Raw genomic sequence first — 17651 nt, 5'->3', positions numbered from 1 at the left:
ACTGAGATGAAAGATGATGCCAATGGTGCACCGCGCACGACCCCAATCCAATCCGCTACGTTTTCAAACCCGATAAACGCTGAGATCAGACGCGCGGCGGCCACGGGAATTTATGACATTCGGGGCGGCGGTGCCAAGCGCAAGGTGCCACATTTCGATGATTTGCTCTTTCTGGGGGCTTCGATCTCGCGCTATCCGCTCGAAGGATATCGCGAGAAATGCGAGACCTCAGTCACTTTGGGCACCCGGTTTGCAAAGAACCCGATCCAGTTGGACATCCCCGTCACCATTGCGGGCATGTCTTTTGGCGCTTTGTCCGGCCCCGCCAAAGAAGCACTGGGCCGCGGCGCAACGCTTGCGGGCACCTCGACCACAACCGGCGATGGTGGCATGACCGAAGAAGAGCGCGGGCATTCCAAAAAACTGGTCTATCAGTACTTGCCATCCCGCTACGGCATGAACCCGGACGATCTGCGCCGCTGTGATGCGATTGAAATCGTCGTAGGGCAAGGGGCCAAGCCCGGCGGTGGCGGCATGCTTCTGGGTCAGAAAATCTCAGACCGGGTTGCTGAAATGCGCAATCTGCCCAAGGGCATCGATCAACGCTCTGCCTGCCGCCATCCGGACTGGACAGGGCCGGATGATCTTGAGATCAAGATCCTCGAGTTGCGTGAAATTACGAACTGGGAAAAACCCATCTATATCAAGATCGGTGGCGCGCGCCCCTATTTCGATACGACACTGGCGATCAAAGCCGGGGCCGATGTGGTCGTGTTGGACGGGATGCAGGGCGGCACAGCGGCGACGCAGGACGTGTTCATTGAAAATGTCGGGCAACCAATCCTTGCCTGTATCCGCGAGGCCGTGCGCGCGCTGCAGGATCTTGACATGCACCGCGAAGTTCAACTGATTGTATCGGGCGGCATTCGGACCGGCGCGGACGTGGCCAAGGCGATGGCGCTGGGTGCGGATGCCGTGGCCATCGGGACAGCGGCACTGATTGCGCTGGGAGACAACGACCCCAAGTGGGAGGCGGAGTACAATGCCCTTGGCACCACGGCAGGTGCCTATGACGACTGGCATGAGGGCCAGGACCCTGCAGGGATCACCACGCAAGACCCCGAGTTGATGAAGCGCTTTGATCCGCTGGAAGGCGGGCGAAGACTGAACAACTACCTCAAGGTGATGACGCTGGAAGCACAGACCATTGCACGTGCATGTGGCAAAAACCATTTGCACAACCTTGAACCCGAAGATCTTTGTGCATTGACGATGGAAGCTGCCGCCATGGCGAAAATTCCATTGGCAGGCACGGACTGGTATCCGGGGAAACCCGGCACGAGCTATTAAAAAATAAGGGCGCGGCCATTGGCACGCGCCCGTTTTACGACTGATAGGGACAAACACATGACAACTGATCTGGCGGCCTTTGCAAAAGAAAAAGGCGTTAAGTACTTTATGATCTCTTTCACCGACCTGTTTGGTGGGCAGAGGGCCAAGCTGGTCCCCGCGCAAGCCATCGCGGATATGCAGGAAGACGGTGCCGGGTTTGCCGGGTTTGCGACATGGCTGGACATGACGCCAGCCCATCCGGACATGCTGGCCGTGCCTGACCCGTCCTCCGTGATCCAGCTGCCTTGGAAACCGGAAGTCGCATGGGTTGCCGCAAACTGCGTGATGGAAGGGCAGGAAGTCGCCCAAGCGCCGCGCAACGTGCTGCGCCGCTTGGTGGACGAAGCTGCAGATGAAGGTCTTCATGTCAAGACCGGCATCGAAGCGGAGTTTTTCCTGCTGACCCCTGATGGCAGTCAGATCAGTGATGAATTCGATACCGCCGCAAAACCCTGTTACGATCAACAGGCCGTCATGCGTCGCTATGATGTGGTGCGTGAAATCTGTGATTACATGCTGGATATGGGCTGGGGCCCGTATCAGAACGACCACGAGGATGCCAACGGCCAGTTTGAGATGAACTGGGACTTTGACGATGCATTGCAGACCGCCGACAAGCATTCATTCTTCAAGTTCATGACGAAATCCGTGGCTGAAAAGCACGGCCTGCGCGCCACCTTCATGCCAAAGCCGATCGAAGGTCTGACCGGCAACGGGTGTCACGCGCATATTTCAGTCTGGGATGCCCCCGGAGCCGCATCGAAAGTGAATGTTTTCGCTGGCGAAGGCGAAGGACAGACCGGCGAGGTTGGCCTGTCCGAGCGCGGCAAGCACTTCCTTGGCGGGATCATGAAACACGCCTCAGCACTTGCAGCCATCACCAACCCGACGGTGAACAGCTACAAACGCATAAACGCCCCCCGCACGACTTCCGGGGCCACATGGGCGCCCAATACTGTGACGTGGACGGGCAACAACCGCACACATATGGTCCGCGTGCCCGGGCCGGGCCGCTTTGAATTGCGCCTGCCGGACGGGGCGGCAAACCCTTATCTGTTGCAAGCGATTATCATTGCCGCAGGCCTGTCAGGCATCCGCTCCAAGGCGGACCCCGGCAAGCGCCATGACATTGATATGTATGCCGAGGGTCACAAGGTGCGCGGTGCGCCCAAATTACCTCTGAACATGCTGGATGCGCTACGCGCTTATGACAAGGATAAGGGCCTCAAAGCAGCAATGGGGGCCGAATTCTCGGCGGCGTACCTGAAATTGAAAACGCAAGAGTGGCATGATTTCACATCCTATTTCAGCGGATGGGAAAAAGAAAACACGTTGGATATCTGAGAAAAGACAGAGGCCTGCGCGCCTTAAGCCCTCACATCTACTCAGTACTGCAGGAGACACTAAATGACAAAACGAGTTGCAATCATAGGTGCAGGCCCATCAGGTTTGGCACAACTGCGCGCCTTTCAGTCGGCCAAGGAAAAAGGCGCGGACATCCCCGAAGTTGTCTGTTTCGAAAAGCAGTCCAACTGGGGGGGATTGTGGAACTACACCTGGCGCACAGGTCTCGATCAGTATGGCGAACCCGTACATGGGTCGATGTATCGGTATCTGTGGTCCAATGGCCCCAAAGAAGGTTTGGAATTTGCGGATTACTCGTTCGAAGAACACTTCGGCAAACAGATCGCCAGCTATCCGCCGCGCGCCGTGCTCTTTGACTACATCGAAGGCCGCGTGAAAAAGGCTGGTGTGCGTGACTTGATCCGGTTTGAAACGGCGGTCCGCAGTGTTGAAGAAACGGACGACGGCAAGTTCACGGTCAAGGTAAAAGACCTGCCCGGTGACAATGAATACGAAGAGGTATTTGATTACGTCGTCTGCGCATCGGGGCATTTCTCGACACCCAATGTGCCGGAGTTCGAGGGCTTTGATTCGTTTAAGGGCCGCGTGTTGCATGCACATGATTTCCGTGATGCGCTGGAATTCAAAGACATGGACCTTCTGCTGATCGGCACCTCCTATTCCGCCGAAGACATCGGGTCCCAATGCTGGAAATACGGCGCAAAATCCATCACGGTCAGTCATCGTACCGCCGCCATGGGATATGACTGGCCCGATAACTGGGCAGAAGTGCCTTTGCTTCTCAAGGTTGACGGCAACACCGCGCATTTCAAGGATGGCACATCCCGCAAGGTTGACGCCATCATCCTGTGTACCGGCTACCAGCACCACTTCCCTTTCATGGCCGACAACCTCTGCCTGCGCACGGCGAACCGGCTGGCGACGGCGAACCTGTACAAGGGTGTCGCATGGATTGATAATCCGAACCTCTTTTACCTCGGGATGCAGGACCAGTGGTTCACCTTCAACATGTTCGACGCGCAGGCGTGGTGGGCGCGTGATGTGATGCTCGGCCGGATCGCCCTGCCCGACCGCGCCACGATGCTTGCCGATGTCGAAGAACGCGTGGCCCGTGAGGATGCCGGAGAAGATGACTATGATGCCATCTGGTATCAGGGTGATTACGTCAAGGAACTGATCGCGGAAACGGATTATCCGAGTTTTGATCTGGAAGGGGCCTGTCAGGCCTTCAAGGAATGGAAGGGTCACAAAAAGAAGAACATCATGACGTTCCGTGACAACGGGTATAAATCTGTGATCACAGGGACCATGGCCCCCAAGCATCACACGCCGTGGAAAGACGCGCTGGACGACAGTCTTGAGGTCTATCTACAGAACTGATGCACTTTCTTGTCTTGCAGCAAACCGCCCCGGTTGGTGTGGATAGCTCCTGCTCCACCCGGCGTCGCAATGCGCCATACTGCAGTTGTCTATCACTGCTATGAAAGGAGCTACCCAATGCAAGTTACAACAATCGGTATCGATCTGGCCAAACATGTTTTTCAGGTTCACGGAATTACTGAGGATGGAGAGGTTGTCTTCAATCGAGCGATCCGGCGCGCACAACTCATGCAGTTCTTCATCAATCTGGAGCCCTGTTTGATCGGCATGGAGGCATGCGGGTCCAGCCACTATTGGGCGCGAGAACTGACCAAGCTTGGGCACGATGTTCGCTTGATCCCAGCCAATTATGTGAAGCCCTATGTCAAACGCGGCAAATCTGACGCGAATGATGCCGAAGCTATATGTGAAGCGGTGACACGCCCGACGATGCGGTTTGTTGCGCCCAAATCCGAGGAACAGCAGGCCGTCTTGTTCCTGCATTGTGCGCGCGATTTGATCGTCAGGCAACGAACACAACTCAGCAACATGCTTCGCAGTTTGCTCGCCGAGTTTGGTGTCATCATTCCACAAGGAACCGGAGCCGCAGTCAAATACGCCAAAGGTGTTCTGGAGGGAGAAAAGCCCGCCCTTCCGCAAATCGCAATTGATGTTCTGAAACAACTTAGCCACCAACTTGTCGCTATGCATCTCCGGTTCCGCTGGTACGAGATGCGCATGCGACTTCATTCGAAACTGGACAAACGCGTTATGCTGTTGCGCACGATCCCAGGCGTTGGCCCTGTGACCGCGTCCGCCATTGTTGCCACTATCGGCGACGCAAAACAGTTTAAGAATGGTCGACAATTTGCAGCGTGGCTGGGGCTCACACCTCTGAACATGTCGAGTGGCGGAAAAGAACGATTAGGACGGATCACAAAAATGGGTGACCGATACATTCGGCGTCTTTTGGTGACCGGGATGACAGCGAGATTGCGGCAAATGAAAGTGAATCCTGACCGCGTCGATCCATGGGCTATCGGCCTTCTTGAGCGCAAACCTGCTCGACTGGCGACCGTTGCAATGGCAAACAAGACTGCTCGAATTGTCTGGGCGGTGTTAACCAAGAACGAATACTACCGGCCTCACACAGCCTAACAAAAGGAACACCCGAGACAGCAAGACCTACGAAATGATGGCGCACAGTCAGCCCGCCAACCAAGACACCCCGTCGAATGTCCAGGACACATTGTTGTTCGATAAGCCGTTTGGGACTTGGTCGCGGAAACCATCAGGGCCGGCGGCTACGAGTGCCGCGCAAACAGGCCGGACACACGTCTGCTTCTGACCAGTGCGAAATTACTTCAAATATGTCTTGCTATGCAGGAGCTATCCACACAGGGCATTCGGCGGCGGTCGCGTTTCATCTGACCTGACACGCATAAAACAGCGCAGTTAAGGCGCGCCAGAGATACGCAAGAACACGATGGTTTGCTGCAAAGCGGCTTTGTCCTTGAGCGATACATCGACGATCTTGCCCGCAATCGTGAAACGGCGCAAATCGTAGGTATCGGGGTGGTTGACCGTATTTTCCTTGGAGTACACTTGCGCATTGGCACAATCAGCGACCCGCTGAACCACAGCGTCAAAGCTCTGCGTGCTTGCGGCGGATCGGTAAGGAAACGACCAATAGCAGTGGTTTGACACAGCCCCGGAAAGCGCACGCGACGTGGCACAAACAGCGCCGGATGCCATACCTGACGCCTCAAACAGGGACATGTCACCCTGTTGCGACGGGTGGTATTTCTCCAGTTCGGTGCAGAAATCGCCCGCCAAGGACGCGCTACCAGCTGACGTCAGTGCAAACAGCCAGAGCACAACGTAGAGTCGACGGTTTCGCCTGAGGCACATTCGATTGATCAGAGGGTACATGCTATTCGCGTACCATCTGGTTTCCTTCTTCGACACGAAAAAGCGTTGGCGGCGTTGATTTGCTGACCCAGTAAAAATCGCCGTCCCACTCCATCACGAACCAGCCTTCCCAGTCCGCATCGTCTGGCCAGATGCTTTGAAATTCGTCACGCTCTGCGTCGACGCGCCATTCTCCATAGAGGGACGCCGTATCTGGCTGTGCATAAACGGTTTTTCCCTCTTTGCCGAAAAACTGAACGTAATCAGCGCCATCCCATTGGCCAAAGACCGTGTTCCCTGACAACAGCGCCTCGATTTCGTAGGCTTTCAGCTTGACCGCTTGGGCCAGCGCCGGAAGCGCACACAGCAGCATGACCGCCACGCAGGACACGGTTTTGACAGCCCTCATGCCCCCGGCACCTTTCCATCGTTCACCAACAGCAAAGCGACCTTTCGCAAAGTGGTGCGCAGCCGCTCCGTTTTGGGACCCAAATGGCCCAGATCGCTCAAGGTTCGGTCCATCACAGTCAGCCACAATTCCGCATCCTCCAGCAGAATGGGCACATGCGCGTGGATCTCGCGCACGTTCATATGGCGGTGTTTCTCAAGGTAATATTGCCGCCCGCCCATGAAGCCGGACAGAAAATTGAACTGCTCTTCGCGCGTATGTTCCAAACCATGTCCATCCATATGCAACGCCAGCAGACGCGCCGCCTCAGGTTCGGTTTCGACCAGATCATAAAAATGGGTCACCAGCTCACTCAACCCGGGCTCTCCACCGATTTGATCAAGCATGGTTTGTGTCATGAGCGGGGGCGTTCCTTGGCAGGGTCATAAGCGGCGACGGTCGGTGCGATAACAGCGGGCAGACGTTTTTGGTGACCATCAAGCTTGCCCACTTCCAATACCGTGCCCACATCGGCGTGTGCCACGTCAACACGCGCCAACGCGATGTTTTTGCCCAATAGCGGGGACCGCATGGACGACGTCACCTCGCCCACCTGCGCGCGGCCAACATGCAGGCAGTCGCCATGTCCCACATCCACGTTGCTGTCTATTTCAAGGCCCACCAGCTTGCGCATCGGATTTTCCTTGCGCCGCAGGAGCGCGTCGCGGCCAATGAAATCATCCGTCTTTGACTTCAACGGGACCGTAAAACCGACGCCGGCTTCAAAAGGATCGGTCTGGTCGGAAAAGTCATAACCCGCAAAGATCAGGCCCGCTTCGATGCGCACCATATCCAAGGCTTCCAGCCCCATGGGTTTGATCCCATGCGCCTGCCCGGCCTCCCAAATGGCGTCGAAAATCTCTGCGCAATCCTTGGGGTGGCACATGACCTCATACCCTAATTCGCCCGTATAGCCGGTCCGCGAGATAACGAAAGGCGTGCCCGATTCATCATTAAGCCGCGCCGGTGAAAACCGGAACCATCCAAGCTGGTCGAACTCCGGGTTATGCGGTGCGGTCCAGACAAGCTTGCGCAGCAGGTCGCGACTTTCAGGACCCTGAACCGCCACATTGTGAAGCTGATCTGTGGATGAGCGAATTAGAACTTTCAGGCCCAGTTTTTCCGCCTGTTCCCTGATCCATTCCCCGCCATAATCGTTTCCGCCGATCCAGCGGAAATTGTCTTTGCCCAACCGGAACACCGTTCCGTCGTCGATCATGCCACCGTGTTCATAGCACATCGCGGTGTAAACGACGCCGCCCACGGCCAATGTCTTCATGTTTCGGGTGAAAATATACTGGCATAGCGCTTCGGCGTCAGGCCCTGTGATTTCGAATTTTCGCAACGGGCTGAGGTCCATGATCACGCATTTTTCGCGGCAGGCGTGGTATTCCTCGATCGGCCCGGTCTCGGCGTAACAACTGGCCAGCCAATAGCCGTTGTATTCAAAAAAGTTGCGCGTGTGCTTGGCAAAGCTCTCGTGAAATCCGGTTTGTTTTGTCATTTTGGGCTCTGCTTCAGGGGTGGGACGGTACGCAACAGCGCGTTGAAAGGTCTCTTTTCCAGAGTAGGTGCGCACGTGAATATCAGTTGGGTTCCACCCGTTTGCAGCGGATGTGTCATCCGGACAGGCAGATGAAACGCAGACGATATCGGTCAGAGCGCGCAGCAGGACATAGTCACCCGGACGCGACCACGGTTCGTCCGAGTACATCACCCCATGCTCATCCAGAAAGGTGTTGAAAAAGAAGTTGATCGCCATCCACCCGGGACGGCCCGTCACATTGAACTTTTCCAACGCACCATTGAAATTGTCAGAGCAGTTTACGTGGCCGGGATAGCCGATGTCATCGTAGTATTTCGCCGAACAGGCCAATGCAAAGGCATCATGGCGACCGCAGGTGTCCTGCACGACCTCGACCAGCGGCAGCATCTCCTGATCGTAGTATTTTGCGTGCAGACCGGGCATCGGATAGGCATGCCCCATCAGCGTGCGCGTGGTCGTCACATCCAATGCGTGCTCGATCCCCTTGTCGAGTTTGCGGGCCGAAAAACACTCGAAATCAGTGCATTGCCGGCCATCCACATCAATGATCTGGATGTAGTCGCCCGCTTTGACAAAATACGCCTCTGCGGTCTGGGTATGGACACGAATATCGTCAATCGGATCGGCAAGCGGGTCCGGCGCCTCAAAACTGGCGTGTCGTTTGATCACCGCGCGTGTGACCATGACCGTGATCGGCGTGGTTGTATTCTGACGCTCTGCGTCCATGGGCAACCCCGGTGCAGCAACAATCAGGCTGCCATCCCGTTCCACGCGCAGGCTTTCTTGTGATCCGGCGGGCGTGTCGCTCGCAAATATCTGCACCGCAGGCGCATCGGACAAGTCAATGCCGCGCGCCTCAAGCCCCATCCGCAATCCGCGCAAGGATTGATCACTGCTGAGCAACAATCGGCGCAGCCCTTCGGCTTGTGCATTGCCCGGAGCGTTCAGGATCGCCGGATCGATCTTGCCACCTTTTCCAGCCGCAACAACTTCGCAGATCTGCGCACCTTCGTCATTGATCAGTGTAATCGCATCGCCTGCGAATACCGGGATCAAAACGGCACCCATACCCTCCACCACGTATCTTTCGGTGCCGGGCGGCAAGGTAAACTGCGACGGCAGGTAGATTTTGCTGGGTGAAGGCGGCCCGGGACGCACGTTGGCATATATTTCGTCAAGCATATCGCATCATGTCCCAGCTATTTATTTGCACGACCGGAATAAAAATTTATTTTTAAGAATAAGCATGCGTCGGTTTTCACTGCAAGTATTTTAACGCACCTGCCTCTCTTTTAGCGGGATCAGGGGTATTGTCTGATGACGATTGCCAGTGTGGCATAGGCATGCGCGCCCGTATCATCGCCACAGGTTTGACATTATGATTGCAACAGTTGCGTGGTTCTGCGGTCAAATCCGCACTGCTTGCGGCATAACACAACCATCAACGATAGTCAGTTCATACCAATTCGCTCACCTGATATTGCGCCTTGGCCAACCATTCCGGGGAAATCTCCACACCCCATCCGGGTCTGTCCGTGACACGCGCATGCCCGTCTTTGATGCCATAGGGCGTTTCAACGAACAGCCCCTCTTGCCAAGGGTAATAATCAGGCCCTTCGATTGAAAACTCCAGATACTTCCCGGCATTCGGAATGGCGCGCAGCAGATGCATCGTGAACAAGGTCACCATCGACCAGTTCGCGCAATGCGGCGTCACGGGGAGACCGGCAGCTTTTGCCATCTGAACGACCCTCAGCGTGCGGCAGATGCCCCCGAGATACAGGATGTCGGGCTGAACGATATCCACGGCCCGCATGTCGATCATGCGCTGCCAAGTCGGTAGATCACAGTCCTGTTCCCCCCCGGTCACGTCAATGTCCAAAGCTTCAGTGACCTGTTTTGTCTGCGCGAGTTCCCAATAGGGGCAGGGTTCCTCAAAGTGGCAAAAGCCATGGTCCTGCAACATATGGCCAACCTCAACGGCGCGGTCCGGCGTGTAGCAGCTATTGGCGTCGATCAATAAATCCACATCATCGCCCAGTTCGCGGCGCATGGTCGGAATGATCTCTTCGGTGCGACCGGGCCATTCATCGCGGTTGCGCCCGACCTCTGCACCGGCACGCATTTTAAAGGCGGTGAACCCTTGCGTATCCCGCAACATTTTCAAGCGGTCCGCTTCCTCGCTGGGCGTGATGTCGCGCTTCATCGAGGACGCATAGGCGCGGATCAACCCCGGTGTGCCACCCAGCAATTCAGCAACGGGTTTACCCTCTTGTTTGCCGCGCAAGTCCCAGATTGCGGTGTCTACACCTGCCATGGCACGGCGCAGGTAAGAGCCGGGAAACTTGTGCTCGCGCTCTGTCACGATGTCGAGCAGATCATCCAGATCCGTGATGTCCTGACCCAGCATCCAAGGCGCGACCTGCCGGTGCAAAACCGTGCAGGTGATGTCAGAGTGATAGGTCGATACCTGCCCCCATCCTTGCGCCCCGTCCTGCGTTGTGACGCGCACAAAGCCCACGGCCTCAGTGGTAAAGGTCTCAATCGATTTCAGCTTCATATGAAGTCCTTTCAGGGCTTGGCACCGGCAAGAATAAGGTCGGATGCTCTCTCACCGACCATGATCGCGGGGGCATTTGTGTTTCCGGTCGGGATGGTTGGAAAGATGGAGGCATCTGCCACCCTGAGGCCTTCTATTCCGTGCACCTTCAGCCTCGCGTCAACCACGGAAACGGCGGGGTCCATCCCCATCCGACAGGTCGCGCAGGGATGAAAAACTGTCCACGATTTTTCCCGGATATAGGCAGCGATGTCTTCGTCGCGCGTGCACCTGACGCCGGGCAAGTCTTCACTTTCGATTACCGCCTGCATCGCCGGGGTCGCAGCGATCTCGCGGATCAATTTGATCCCTGCCAGCATCAGCGCGCGATCCTCCGCTGTGTCCAGATAGTTAGGGTATATCAACGGAGCCGCCATCGGGTCAGGCGATTGAATCTGCAAATGCCCAACACTTGTCGGCTTGCACGGGTTGAACCCCATCAAAAAGCCGGGAAACGGGTCAGGGCTCATCAGGGGGCGCACGCCAACGGGTGCGCGCGCGTAGCTGAGCGGCGAGAAATAGAGCTGCAGATCAGGCCCCGGTGATGTGTCGAACAGGCGCATGAACCCACCCCCCTGATTGAGGCTGAGCGAGAGCGGCCCTTTGCGTTTCAGCGCGTATTGCAAAGCCGCCCTGATCTTGCCCGGCAGGGAGCGCAGCTGCTGATTAAGGCTCGGCACACGGGCGCGGTAAAGGTGATCAATACCCAGATGATCCTGAAGGTTCTGCCCCACTGCCGGCGCGTCCTGCACGATTTCTACCCCTTGCGCCTGCAACACGGCACCCGGACCAACCCCCGACAGTTGCAGAACCTGCGGTGAGCCGATGGCACCCCCTGACAGAATAACTTCGGCGCGCGCCTTTACGGATCTGACCTGACCCTTGTGCCGGTATTCGACCCCGACCGCCCGCTTGCCTTCAAACAAAACGCGCGTGACATGGGCACGGGTGCGAATTTCCAAATTCGCGCGCTTTCTCGCAGGCATCAGATAACTGCGCGCGGCGGAGGCGCGCAGTCCCCCTTTGGTATTGATCTGATAGCAACTCGCTCCCTCCATCTCGCCCGCGTTATAGTCGCGGTTTGGGGGGATACCCGCCTGCTCCGCGCCGCGCAGATAGGCATGGGTCAGCGGGTGCACTTCACCCCAAACATCATGCACCGCCAGAGGGCCAGCCGTACCGCGCGCCGGATGTGCCGGGCCGTCCCAGTCTTCCATACGCTGAAACAACGGCGCCACATCATCCCACCCCCAGCCCGGCGCGACCGCCTCCCATTCGGCATAATCGCGTGGGTGTCCGCGCACATAGACCATCGCGTTGATGGAACTGGACCCGCCCAGCACCTTGCCACGCGGCCAATAGGATCGCTGATCTTTAAGCCCGGCATTTGGTTCGGTGGTGTATTTCCAATTGACCCGCGCATCATGGTAAATCTTGCCATAGCCAATGGGCATTTGAATCCAGAGGTTTCTGTCGGTTCCCCCCGCCTCCAGCAGCAGCACGGTATATCTGCCGCTTTGCGTCAGGCGGTTGGCAAGGACCGAACCTGCTGACCCCGCACCGACGATGACATAGTCCACCGCTTCCAAACTACTTATCCGACGGGTTGCGCCCAAAGACCTGCGCAAGGATCATCATCAGGGAGGTAATGATGATCATGATCGTTGAGATCGCGGCAATCGTCGGGTCGATCTGATCACGCAGCGCGTTGAACATATTGCGCGTCAGGGTCGGGTTATCCCCGCCCGAAATGAACATTGCCACCACCACCTCATCAAAGGATGTCAGGAACGCCAAAAGCGCTGCCGTCACGATGGCAAAGCGGATTTGCGGGACGGTGATGGTCAAAAACGCCTTCCACCGCGGCGCCCCAAGGCTGCGCGCGGCAAGCTCCTGATTCATGTCATAGCTCTTGAGTGCGGAGCCCGTGACAATCACAACAAGTGGCAAGGCCAGCACGCTATGCGCCAGAACAAGACCGGTAAGGGAATAGAGCAGGTTGACCTGAACAAAGACATAGAATGCGCCAATCGCCACGAGAACAACCGGCACCATCATCGGGGTGATCAGCATCAGATAGGCCAGCCGCACAAAATGCACGCGCGAACTGTGCAACCCATAGGCCGCAACCACCCCGACCGGCGTCGCCACCAGCATGGTCAGAACCGCCGCCTTGAGCGATGTGGCCGTGGCCTGCATCCATTCAGGTGAGCCGAAATAGTTGCGATACCAGCGCAAGGACCATGTTTCAGGCGGGAATTCAAGATATTGGGATTCCGAGAACGACATCGGGATGACGATCAGCGTCGGTGCCACCAAAAGCAGCATCACGACGGCGGCAAACACATAAAGCCAAAGGCGCTGGCCGTGGGTGACCTGAGTCTCAGACGCGGGGCTATTCAACCACTTCAGCATCAGTGCCCGCCCCCTGTCATCTTGCCCAGATTGACAAAGCGCGAGGCCAGCCAAAGGATGCCAACCGTCAGCACCAGCAGCACCACACCCAGCGCGCTTGCTGCGCCCCAATTCACGAACAGCTCAATATTGGACACGATCTTCATCGACACCATGATCACCTTGCCACCGCCAAGAACGGCTGGGGTCACAAAAAACCCAAGGCACAGGACAAAGACCATCAACGACCCGGCCAAAAGCCCCGGGATCGACAGCGGAAAAAACACCGTCCAAAACGCGCGGCGTGGGCTGGCACCAAGGTTGGACGCGGCCTTGAGGTAGTCGTGATCGATCGCCTTCATCGCGTTGTAGACGGGCAGGATCAGGAAAGGCAGCATGATATGCACCATTCCGATCAGGGTGCCCGTCATATTGTGCACCATCTTGATCGGCTCGTCCCAGAGCCCCAGCGAAATGGCCCATTGGTTGACCAGCCCCTGCTTTTGCAAAAGCACCAGCCATGCGTATGTCCGCACCAATAGGGATGTCCAGAAGGGCACCAGCACCGTGATCAGGGCAAGGTTTGCCCAGCGGTTTGGCAGTTGTGACATGAAATAGGCCAGAGGATAGCCGATCAGAATGCACAACCCCGTGGTCAGCAGACTGACCTGAAAGGTCGTCACGAAAATCCTCGAATAGGATTTTCGTTTGATCATGCGTTCGTAGTTTTCCAGCGAGAACTGCCCGTCCGCCCCGATGAAGGAGACATAGAACAGCCACCCCACCGGGATGACCAGAACAACCAGCACCATCAACAGCGCAGGCGAACTAAGGCCAAAGAGCTTCAGCCGCTCCAGCGCGCCATCGCGCCGCAAGCCTTCGCTTTGGTGAGGATCAAGGGACGCGTCAGTCATCGGCGCTGATCAACACAGTATCGGCCGCCTCAAGCGACAGGGCGACCGGATCACCAACGCTGGGCAGATGCGCAACGATATCCCCGCGAATGCCGCCCCGCAGGCTTATCTCGGTGCCGTCAGAAAGCCTTGCATACATCAGATAGCTGTCGCCTTGGTAGACGACATTGGACACAGTGGCCTGAAAGACATTCGCGGTCCCGGACGCCGCACCAAGGCGCAGCCGTTCCGGGCGGATCATCAACAGCAGCGGCCCGGCTGGTGGTACGTCGCCCGCGTATTTCAGCGCCATACCGGCACAAGTGATCTGATCGCCCCGCCGGTCCACCGGCAAAAAGGTGGAATCGCCAATGAAATCGGCGACAAACCGGTTCGCCGGAAAATCATAGAGCTGTCTTGGCGTGGCCAGTTGCATGATCTTGCCATGGTTGACGACTGCGATACGGTCCGACATCGTCAGCGCTTCCCGCTGATCATGGGTCACATAGACCGTCGTCATGCCCAGCTTTTCGTGCAGGCTGCGCAATTCGATCTGCATCTGATCGCGCAGCTTTTTATCCAGCGCAGACAGGGGTTCGTCCATCAACAGGATGCGCGGCTCAAACACGATTGAACGCGCCAGTGCGACGCGCTGTTTTTGCCCGCCCGAAAGTTGGTCGATCCGACGCTCACCGAAGCCGCCCAATTGCACCGTCTCCAAGGCCTCTTCGACGCGCCGCACGATTTCAGTCGCCGGTGTTTTGCGCAACTTGAGCGGATAGCCCACATTCCCGGCCACGGTCATATGCGGAAACAGCGCGTAGTTCTGAAATACCATTCCCACACCACGCAGATGCGGGGCGGTGCGGATGACCTCTTCGTCCCCGAATTTCAGACTGCCGCTGTCAGGACGTGTAAACCCAGCCAGAACCATCAACAGCGTGGTTTTCCCGGAACCAGATGGTCCCAGCAGGGTCAGGAATTCGCCGCTTTTGACATCGAGCGATACGTCGTCCAACGCATACACCGATCCGTAACTTTTGGTCACATTCCGGACCGTGATGGGCAGTGCGTTGGTCAAAATCTATTCCTTAATTCACGCTGCGGGCCGCCATACGGCCCGCAGGTCATAATCTGTGCTGCTCTGATCACTCAGTCAGCATTTCCTGATACATCTCATCCGCGATGGTTTCCCACTTTGCGTACCATTCCAACGAAACCGGCAGCTGCATCGCGGCGTTTTCGGGCGAGGATGGCAGGCCTGCCGCCATTTCCGCCGTGATCACACCGGTGTCATAGGCGGCTTTGTTGGTTGGGCCGTAAGTGATGTAAGTGGGCAGGTCGTCCTGGTATTCGGGCTTTGATATCTCGGCGAGGAATTCCATCGCCACATCCTTGTTGGGCGCACCAAGCGGGATCGCAAAACAATCGTAATCCAACAGCGCCTGATTGAAGCTGTACTTGACCTGCGCGCCGTCTTTTGCCGCATTGTCAAAACGCCCGTTCCAGCCGGTGCTCATGTCGACCTCACCGTCTTTCATAAGCTGCGCCTGTTGTGCGCCGGACGACCAGAACACGTCAATTTCGGGTTTCAGCTCGCGGATCTTGTCCAATGCGCGTTCGATCCCTTCTTCGGAATCGAGCTCGGCATACACATCCTCAGGTGCCACGCCCAGCGCCATCATGGCAGGCTCAAGCGCCCCTGCCACCCGGTTGCGATAGGCGCGCTTTCCGGGGAATTTATCAACATCCCAGAAATCAGCCCAGCTTTGCGGGCCGTCATCGCCGTAGGTTGCCGTGTTCCAAGCGTAGACAGTAGAAAACACGTCACCGCCAACGCAGTAATCCGTGTAAAGGCCCTCGTAGAAAGTTGAGACATCAATGACGCTGTAATCCAGCTTTTCCAAAAGCCCCTCCGCAGCAGCGCGCGCCGCAGACCCGGACCCGCTGGCCACAATATCTAGGGACACGGCACCAGACGAGACCTGCAGGCGGACGTCAGACATCCCTCCATAGGTTTCCTGTTTTACGACGATACCCGTATTGGCTGCCGCCGGTTCAAAGAGCGCTTTGCTTTGCGCCTCCTGATATGATCCGCCCCATGACGCGACCGTGACGGTCTTTTCTTGTGCATAGGCCGTCGAACTCAGCAGCGCCGCTGCCAGTGTTAAACCAAGTGTTCTTTTCATGATTTTCCTCCTTGTTGTTTTCACGCGCCCGTTTGGGGGCACCTTGTTGGTTTTGTTTTTCAGGCGGTTCAGCATCATAGCCGCCCAGATGTCTCAGTCACGATGATGCGGCAGCACGTTCGCTCTCAATCCGGTCCTGTCTGCGGTACCATGCAACGGTCGCGGGCAAAAACCATGGGTTTCCGGTGTAAAACGGGCGCGTCGGGTGGGTCAGCCCGTCAAAGGCAGTGATGCCTTCTGGTCTGCCCAAGACCTTTTGGCCCAGTCGCTTGCCCAGATAGCTGGCCATTGAAACGCCAGCTCCGCAGTAGCCCATCGCATAATGCACGCCCTCGTGAACGCCGGTATGGGCAAGTTCGTCAAAAGTATATGCAACCTGCCCGCTCCACGAATGGGTGATGGCATAGGGCGCAAGCTGCGGAAAAATGCGACACATATCCGCAAACAGCTTTGGACCGCTGATCGCTGTATCGGCCTCATTGGCCGATACACGTCCCCCAAATAGCACGCGCGTTCCATCTGGTGACGGACGATAGTAATAGACGACTTTGCGCGTGTCGCTGGCAATCCGGGACGTTGGGAAAAGCTCACGCACAAGGGCCTTGGGTAAAGGTTCTGTTGCGATCACATAGCTGCCAATTGGAATGACGCGGCGCTGCAACCATGGCGTCACACCGCCCGTGTAGCCATTGGTCGCAACGATCACGTCGCGCGCGCGCACCTGCCCCTTGGCGGTCGAGAGCAGAAAACCAACAGCGTCTCGCTTGATGACCGTCACCGCACAGTTGCCAACGACATGCACCCCAGCCAATTGCGCCAATGTCAGCAAACCGCGATGGTATTTCGCCGGGTTGATCGAGGCATGACGCGGAAAGACCACGCCGCCATGATAGGTGTCTGATCCAAGCTCGCTGCGTTGTTCGTGACGGGGCACGGCAAAGGCTTCGATCCCTTCTGTCCGGCTCAGGGTTTCTGCACCGCGCGCAATCTCTTCATAATGCGCAGGCGTATGTGCGGCGTGATACCTGCCGCTGCGCAGAAAATCACACTCGAGCCCTTCGGAGGCAACAAAGTCACCGATCCATTCAAGCGCGGCCTCCCCCTCCTTGCGGATCGCACGCGCACGGGTTGCCCCATATTTGGCCGTCAGCTTTTCGAGGGACGGTTTGATACTGGTGCTGATCTGGCCCCCGTTTCGGGTGCTACACCCCCAGCCGGGTTCTTGCGCATCCAACACCATTGTCTTGCGTCCGGCCCTTGCGGTTTCGATCGCAGCATGCATGCCTGTATACCCGGAACCGACAACGGCAACATCGACATCCTCCAGCGGAACACTCGGTAATTCAGGCAGCGCAGGCACGTCGTCCAGCCAGAATGAACTGTCCTTGCACTCCTTTCCAAACACCTCGATCACCGCCATCCTACGTTCCCCCAAACGCCTGATTACCCTCGCCAATCGTATTCCAGAGTATATCCGAGCGCTTTGGAAAGGGGCCTGTCTGTTGACGTTAGAAACAAGAAGAGATTAAATCAATTTAAATTCAATTATCAAAGT

At 56.9% G+C, this 17651-nt stretch carries 15 protein-coding genes; 4 read left to right on the top strand and 11 right to left on the bottom strand.

Annotated elements, in window-relative coordinates; genetic code table 11:
• Positions 1–6: 6 nt before the first annotated feature.
• The 4 genes from RLO149_RS02870 to RLO149_RS02855 all read left to right on the top strand — a co-directional run bounded on the left by RLO149_RS02870 (position 7) and on the right by RLO149_RS02855 (position 5274).
• The gene (locus RLO149_RS02870; protein ID WP_013960552.1) at positions 7–1350 is read left to right on the top strand and encodes an FMN-binding glutamate synthase family protein; all 1344 of its coding nucleotides are present in this window, start codon (positions 7–9) and stop codon (positions 1348–1350) included.
• Between the two features lie 57 nt (positions 1351–1407).
• Positions 1408–2736, top strand: a complete 1329-nt coding sequence (glnT, locus tag RLO149_RS02865; RefSeq protein ID WP_013960551.1) for a type III glutamate--ammonia ligase — start codon at positions 1408–1410, stop codon at positions 2734–2736.
• 63 nt (positions 2737–2799) lie between these two features.
• Positions 2800–4137, top strand: coding sequence for an NAD(P)-binding domain-containing protein (locus RLO149_RS02860; protein WP_013960550.1), 1338 nt, complete (start codon positions 2800–2802; stop codon positions 4135–4137).
• Between the two features lie 117 nt (positions 4138–4254).
• Positions 4255–5274 carry an IS110 family RNA-guided transposase gene (locus RLO149_RS02855; protein WP_013960549.1) on the top strand — a complete coding sequence of 340 codons (1020 nt, stop codon included), beginning with the start codon at positions 4255–4257 and terminating at the stop codon, positions 5272–5274.
• A gap of 297 nt (positions 5275–5571) precedes the next feature.
• Here the strand turns inward: RLO149_RS02855 and RLO149_RS02850 are convergent, their stop codons facing one another.
• From RLO149_RS02850 to RLO149_RS02800, 11 genes are all read right to left on the bottom strand, one after another.
• Positions 5572–5952 carry a hypothetical protein gene (locus RLO149_RS02850; protein ID WP_245538112.1) on the bottom strand — a complete coding sequence of 127 codons (381 nt, stop codon included), beginning with the start codon at positions 5950–5952 and terminating at the stop codon, positions 5572–5574.
• A gap of 97 nt (positions 5953–6049) precedes the next feature.
• The gene (locus RLO149_RS02845; RefSeq protein ID WP_013960547.1) at positions 6050–6436 is read right to left on the bottom strand and encodes a hypothetical protein; all 387 of its coding nucleotides are present in this window, start codon (positions 6434–6436) and stop codon (positions 6050–6052) included.
• On the bottom strand, positions 6433–6834 hold the full coding sequence (locus tag RLO149_RS02840; RefSeq protein ID WP_013960546.1) for a group II truncated hemoglobin: 402 nt from the start codon (positions 6832–6834) through the stop codon (positions 6433–6435). Before RLO149_RS02840 ends, RLO149_RS02845 begins: the two co-directional genes overlap by 4 nt.
• Positions 6831–9203, bottom strand: a complete 2373-nt coding sequence (locus RLO149_RS02835) for a trimethylamine N-oxide demethylase (RefSeq protein WP_013960545.1) — start codon at positions 9201–9203, stop codon at positions 6831–6833. The genes RLO149_RS02840 and RLO149_RS02835 overlap by 4 nt, the downstream gene beginning before the upstream one ends.
• A gap of 274 nt (positions 9204–9477) precedes the next feature.
• Positions 9478–10581, bottom strand: coding sequence for a mandelate racemase/muconate lactonizing enzyme family protein (locus RLO149_RS02830; protein ID WP_013960544.1), 1104 nt, complete (start codon positions 10579–10581; stop codon positions 9478–9480).
• 11 nt (positions 10582–10592) lie between these two features.
• On the bottom strand, positions 10593–12209 hold the full coding sequence (locus RLO149_RS02825; protein ID WP_044025179.1) for a GMC family oxidoreductase: 1617 nt from the start codon (positions 12207–12209) through the stop codon (positions 10593–10595).
• Position 12210: 1 nt separating this feature from the next.
• A complete protein-coding gene (locus tag RLO149_RS02820) occupies positions 12211–13035 on the bottom strand; it encodes an ABC transporter permease (protein WP_013960542.1) in 825 nt (274 codons plus the stop codon).
• Positions 13035–13928: an ABC transporter permease gene (locus RLO149_RS02815; RefSeq protein ID WP_013960541.1), complete on the bottom strand. Its 894-nt coding sequence runs from the start codon at positions 13926–13928 to the stop codon at positions 13035–13037. The genes RLO149_RS02820 and RLO149_RS02815 overlap by 1 nt, the downstream gene beginning before the upstream one ends.
• Positions 13921–14988, bottom strand: coding sequence for an ABC transporter ATP-binding protein (locus RLO149_RS02810; protein ID WP_013960540.1), 1068 nt, complete (start codon positions 14986–14988; stop codon positions 13921–13923). Before RLO149_RS02810 ends, RLO149_RS02815 begins: the two co-directional genes overlap by 8 nt.
• 67 nt (positions 14989–15055) lie before the next feature.
• Positions 15056–16096: a polyamine ABC transporter substrate-binding protein gene (locus RLO149_RS02805; protein ID WP_013960539.1), complete on the bottom strand. Its 1041-nt coding sequence runs from the start codon at positions 16094–16096 to the stop codon at positions 15056–15058.
• A gap of 97 nt (positions 16097–16193) precedes the next feature.
• A complete protein-coding gene (locus RLO149_RS02800; protein ID WP_013960538.1) occupies positions 16194–17516 on the bottom strand; it encodes an NAD(P)/FAD-dependent oxidoreductase in 1323 nt (440 codons plus the stop codon).
• Between the last annotated feature and the right edge of the window lie 135 nt (positions 17517–17651).

The sequence above is a fragment of the Roseobacter litoralis Och 149 genome, from assembly GCF_000154785.2.
Taxonomy (GTDB): Bacteria; Pseudomonadota; Alphaproteobacteria; order Rhodobacterales; family Rhodobacteraceae; genus Roseobacter; species Roseobacter litoralis.
This window is presented reverse-complemented; position numbering and strand designations above follow the sequence as displayed.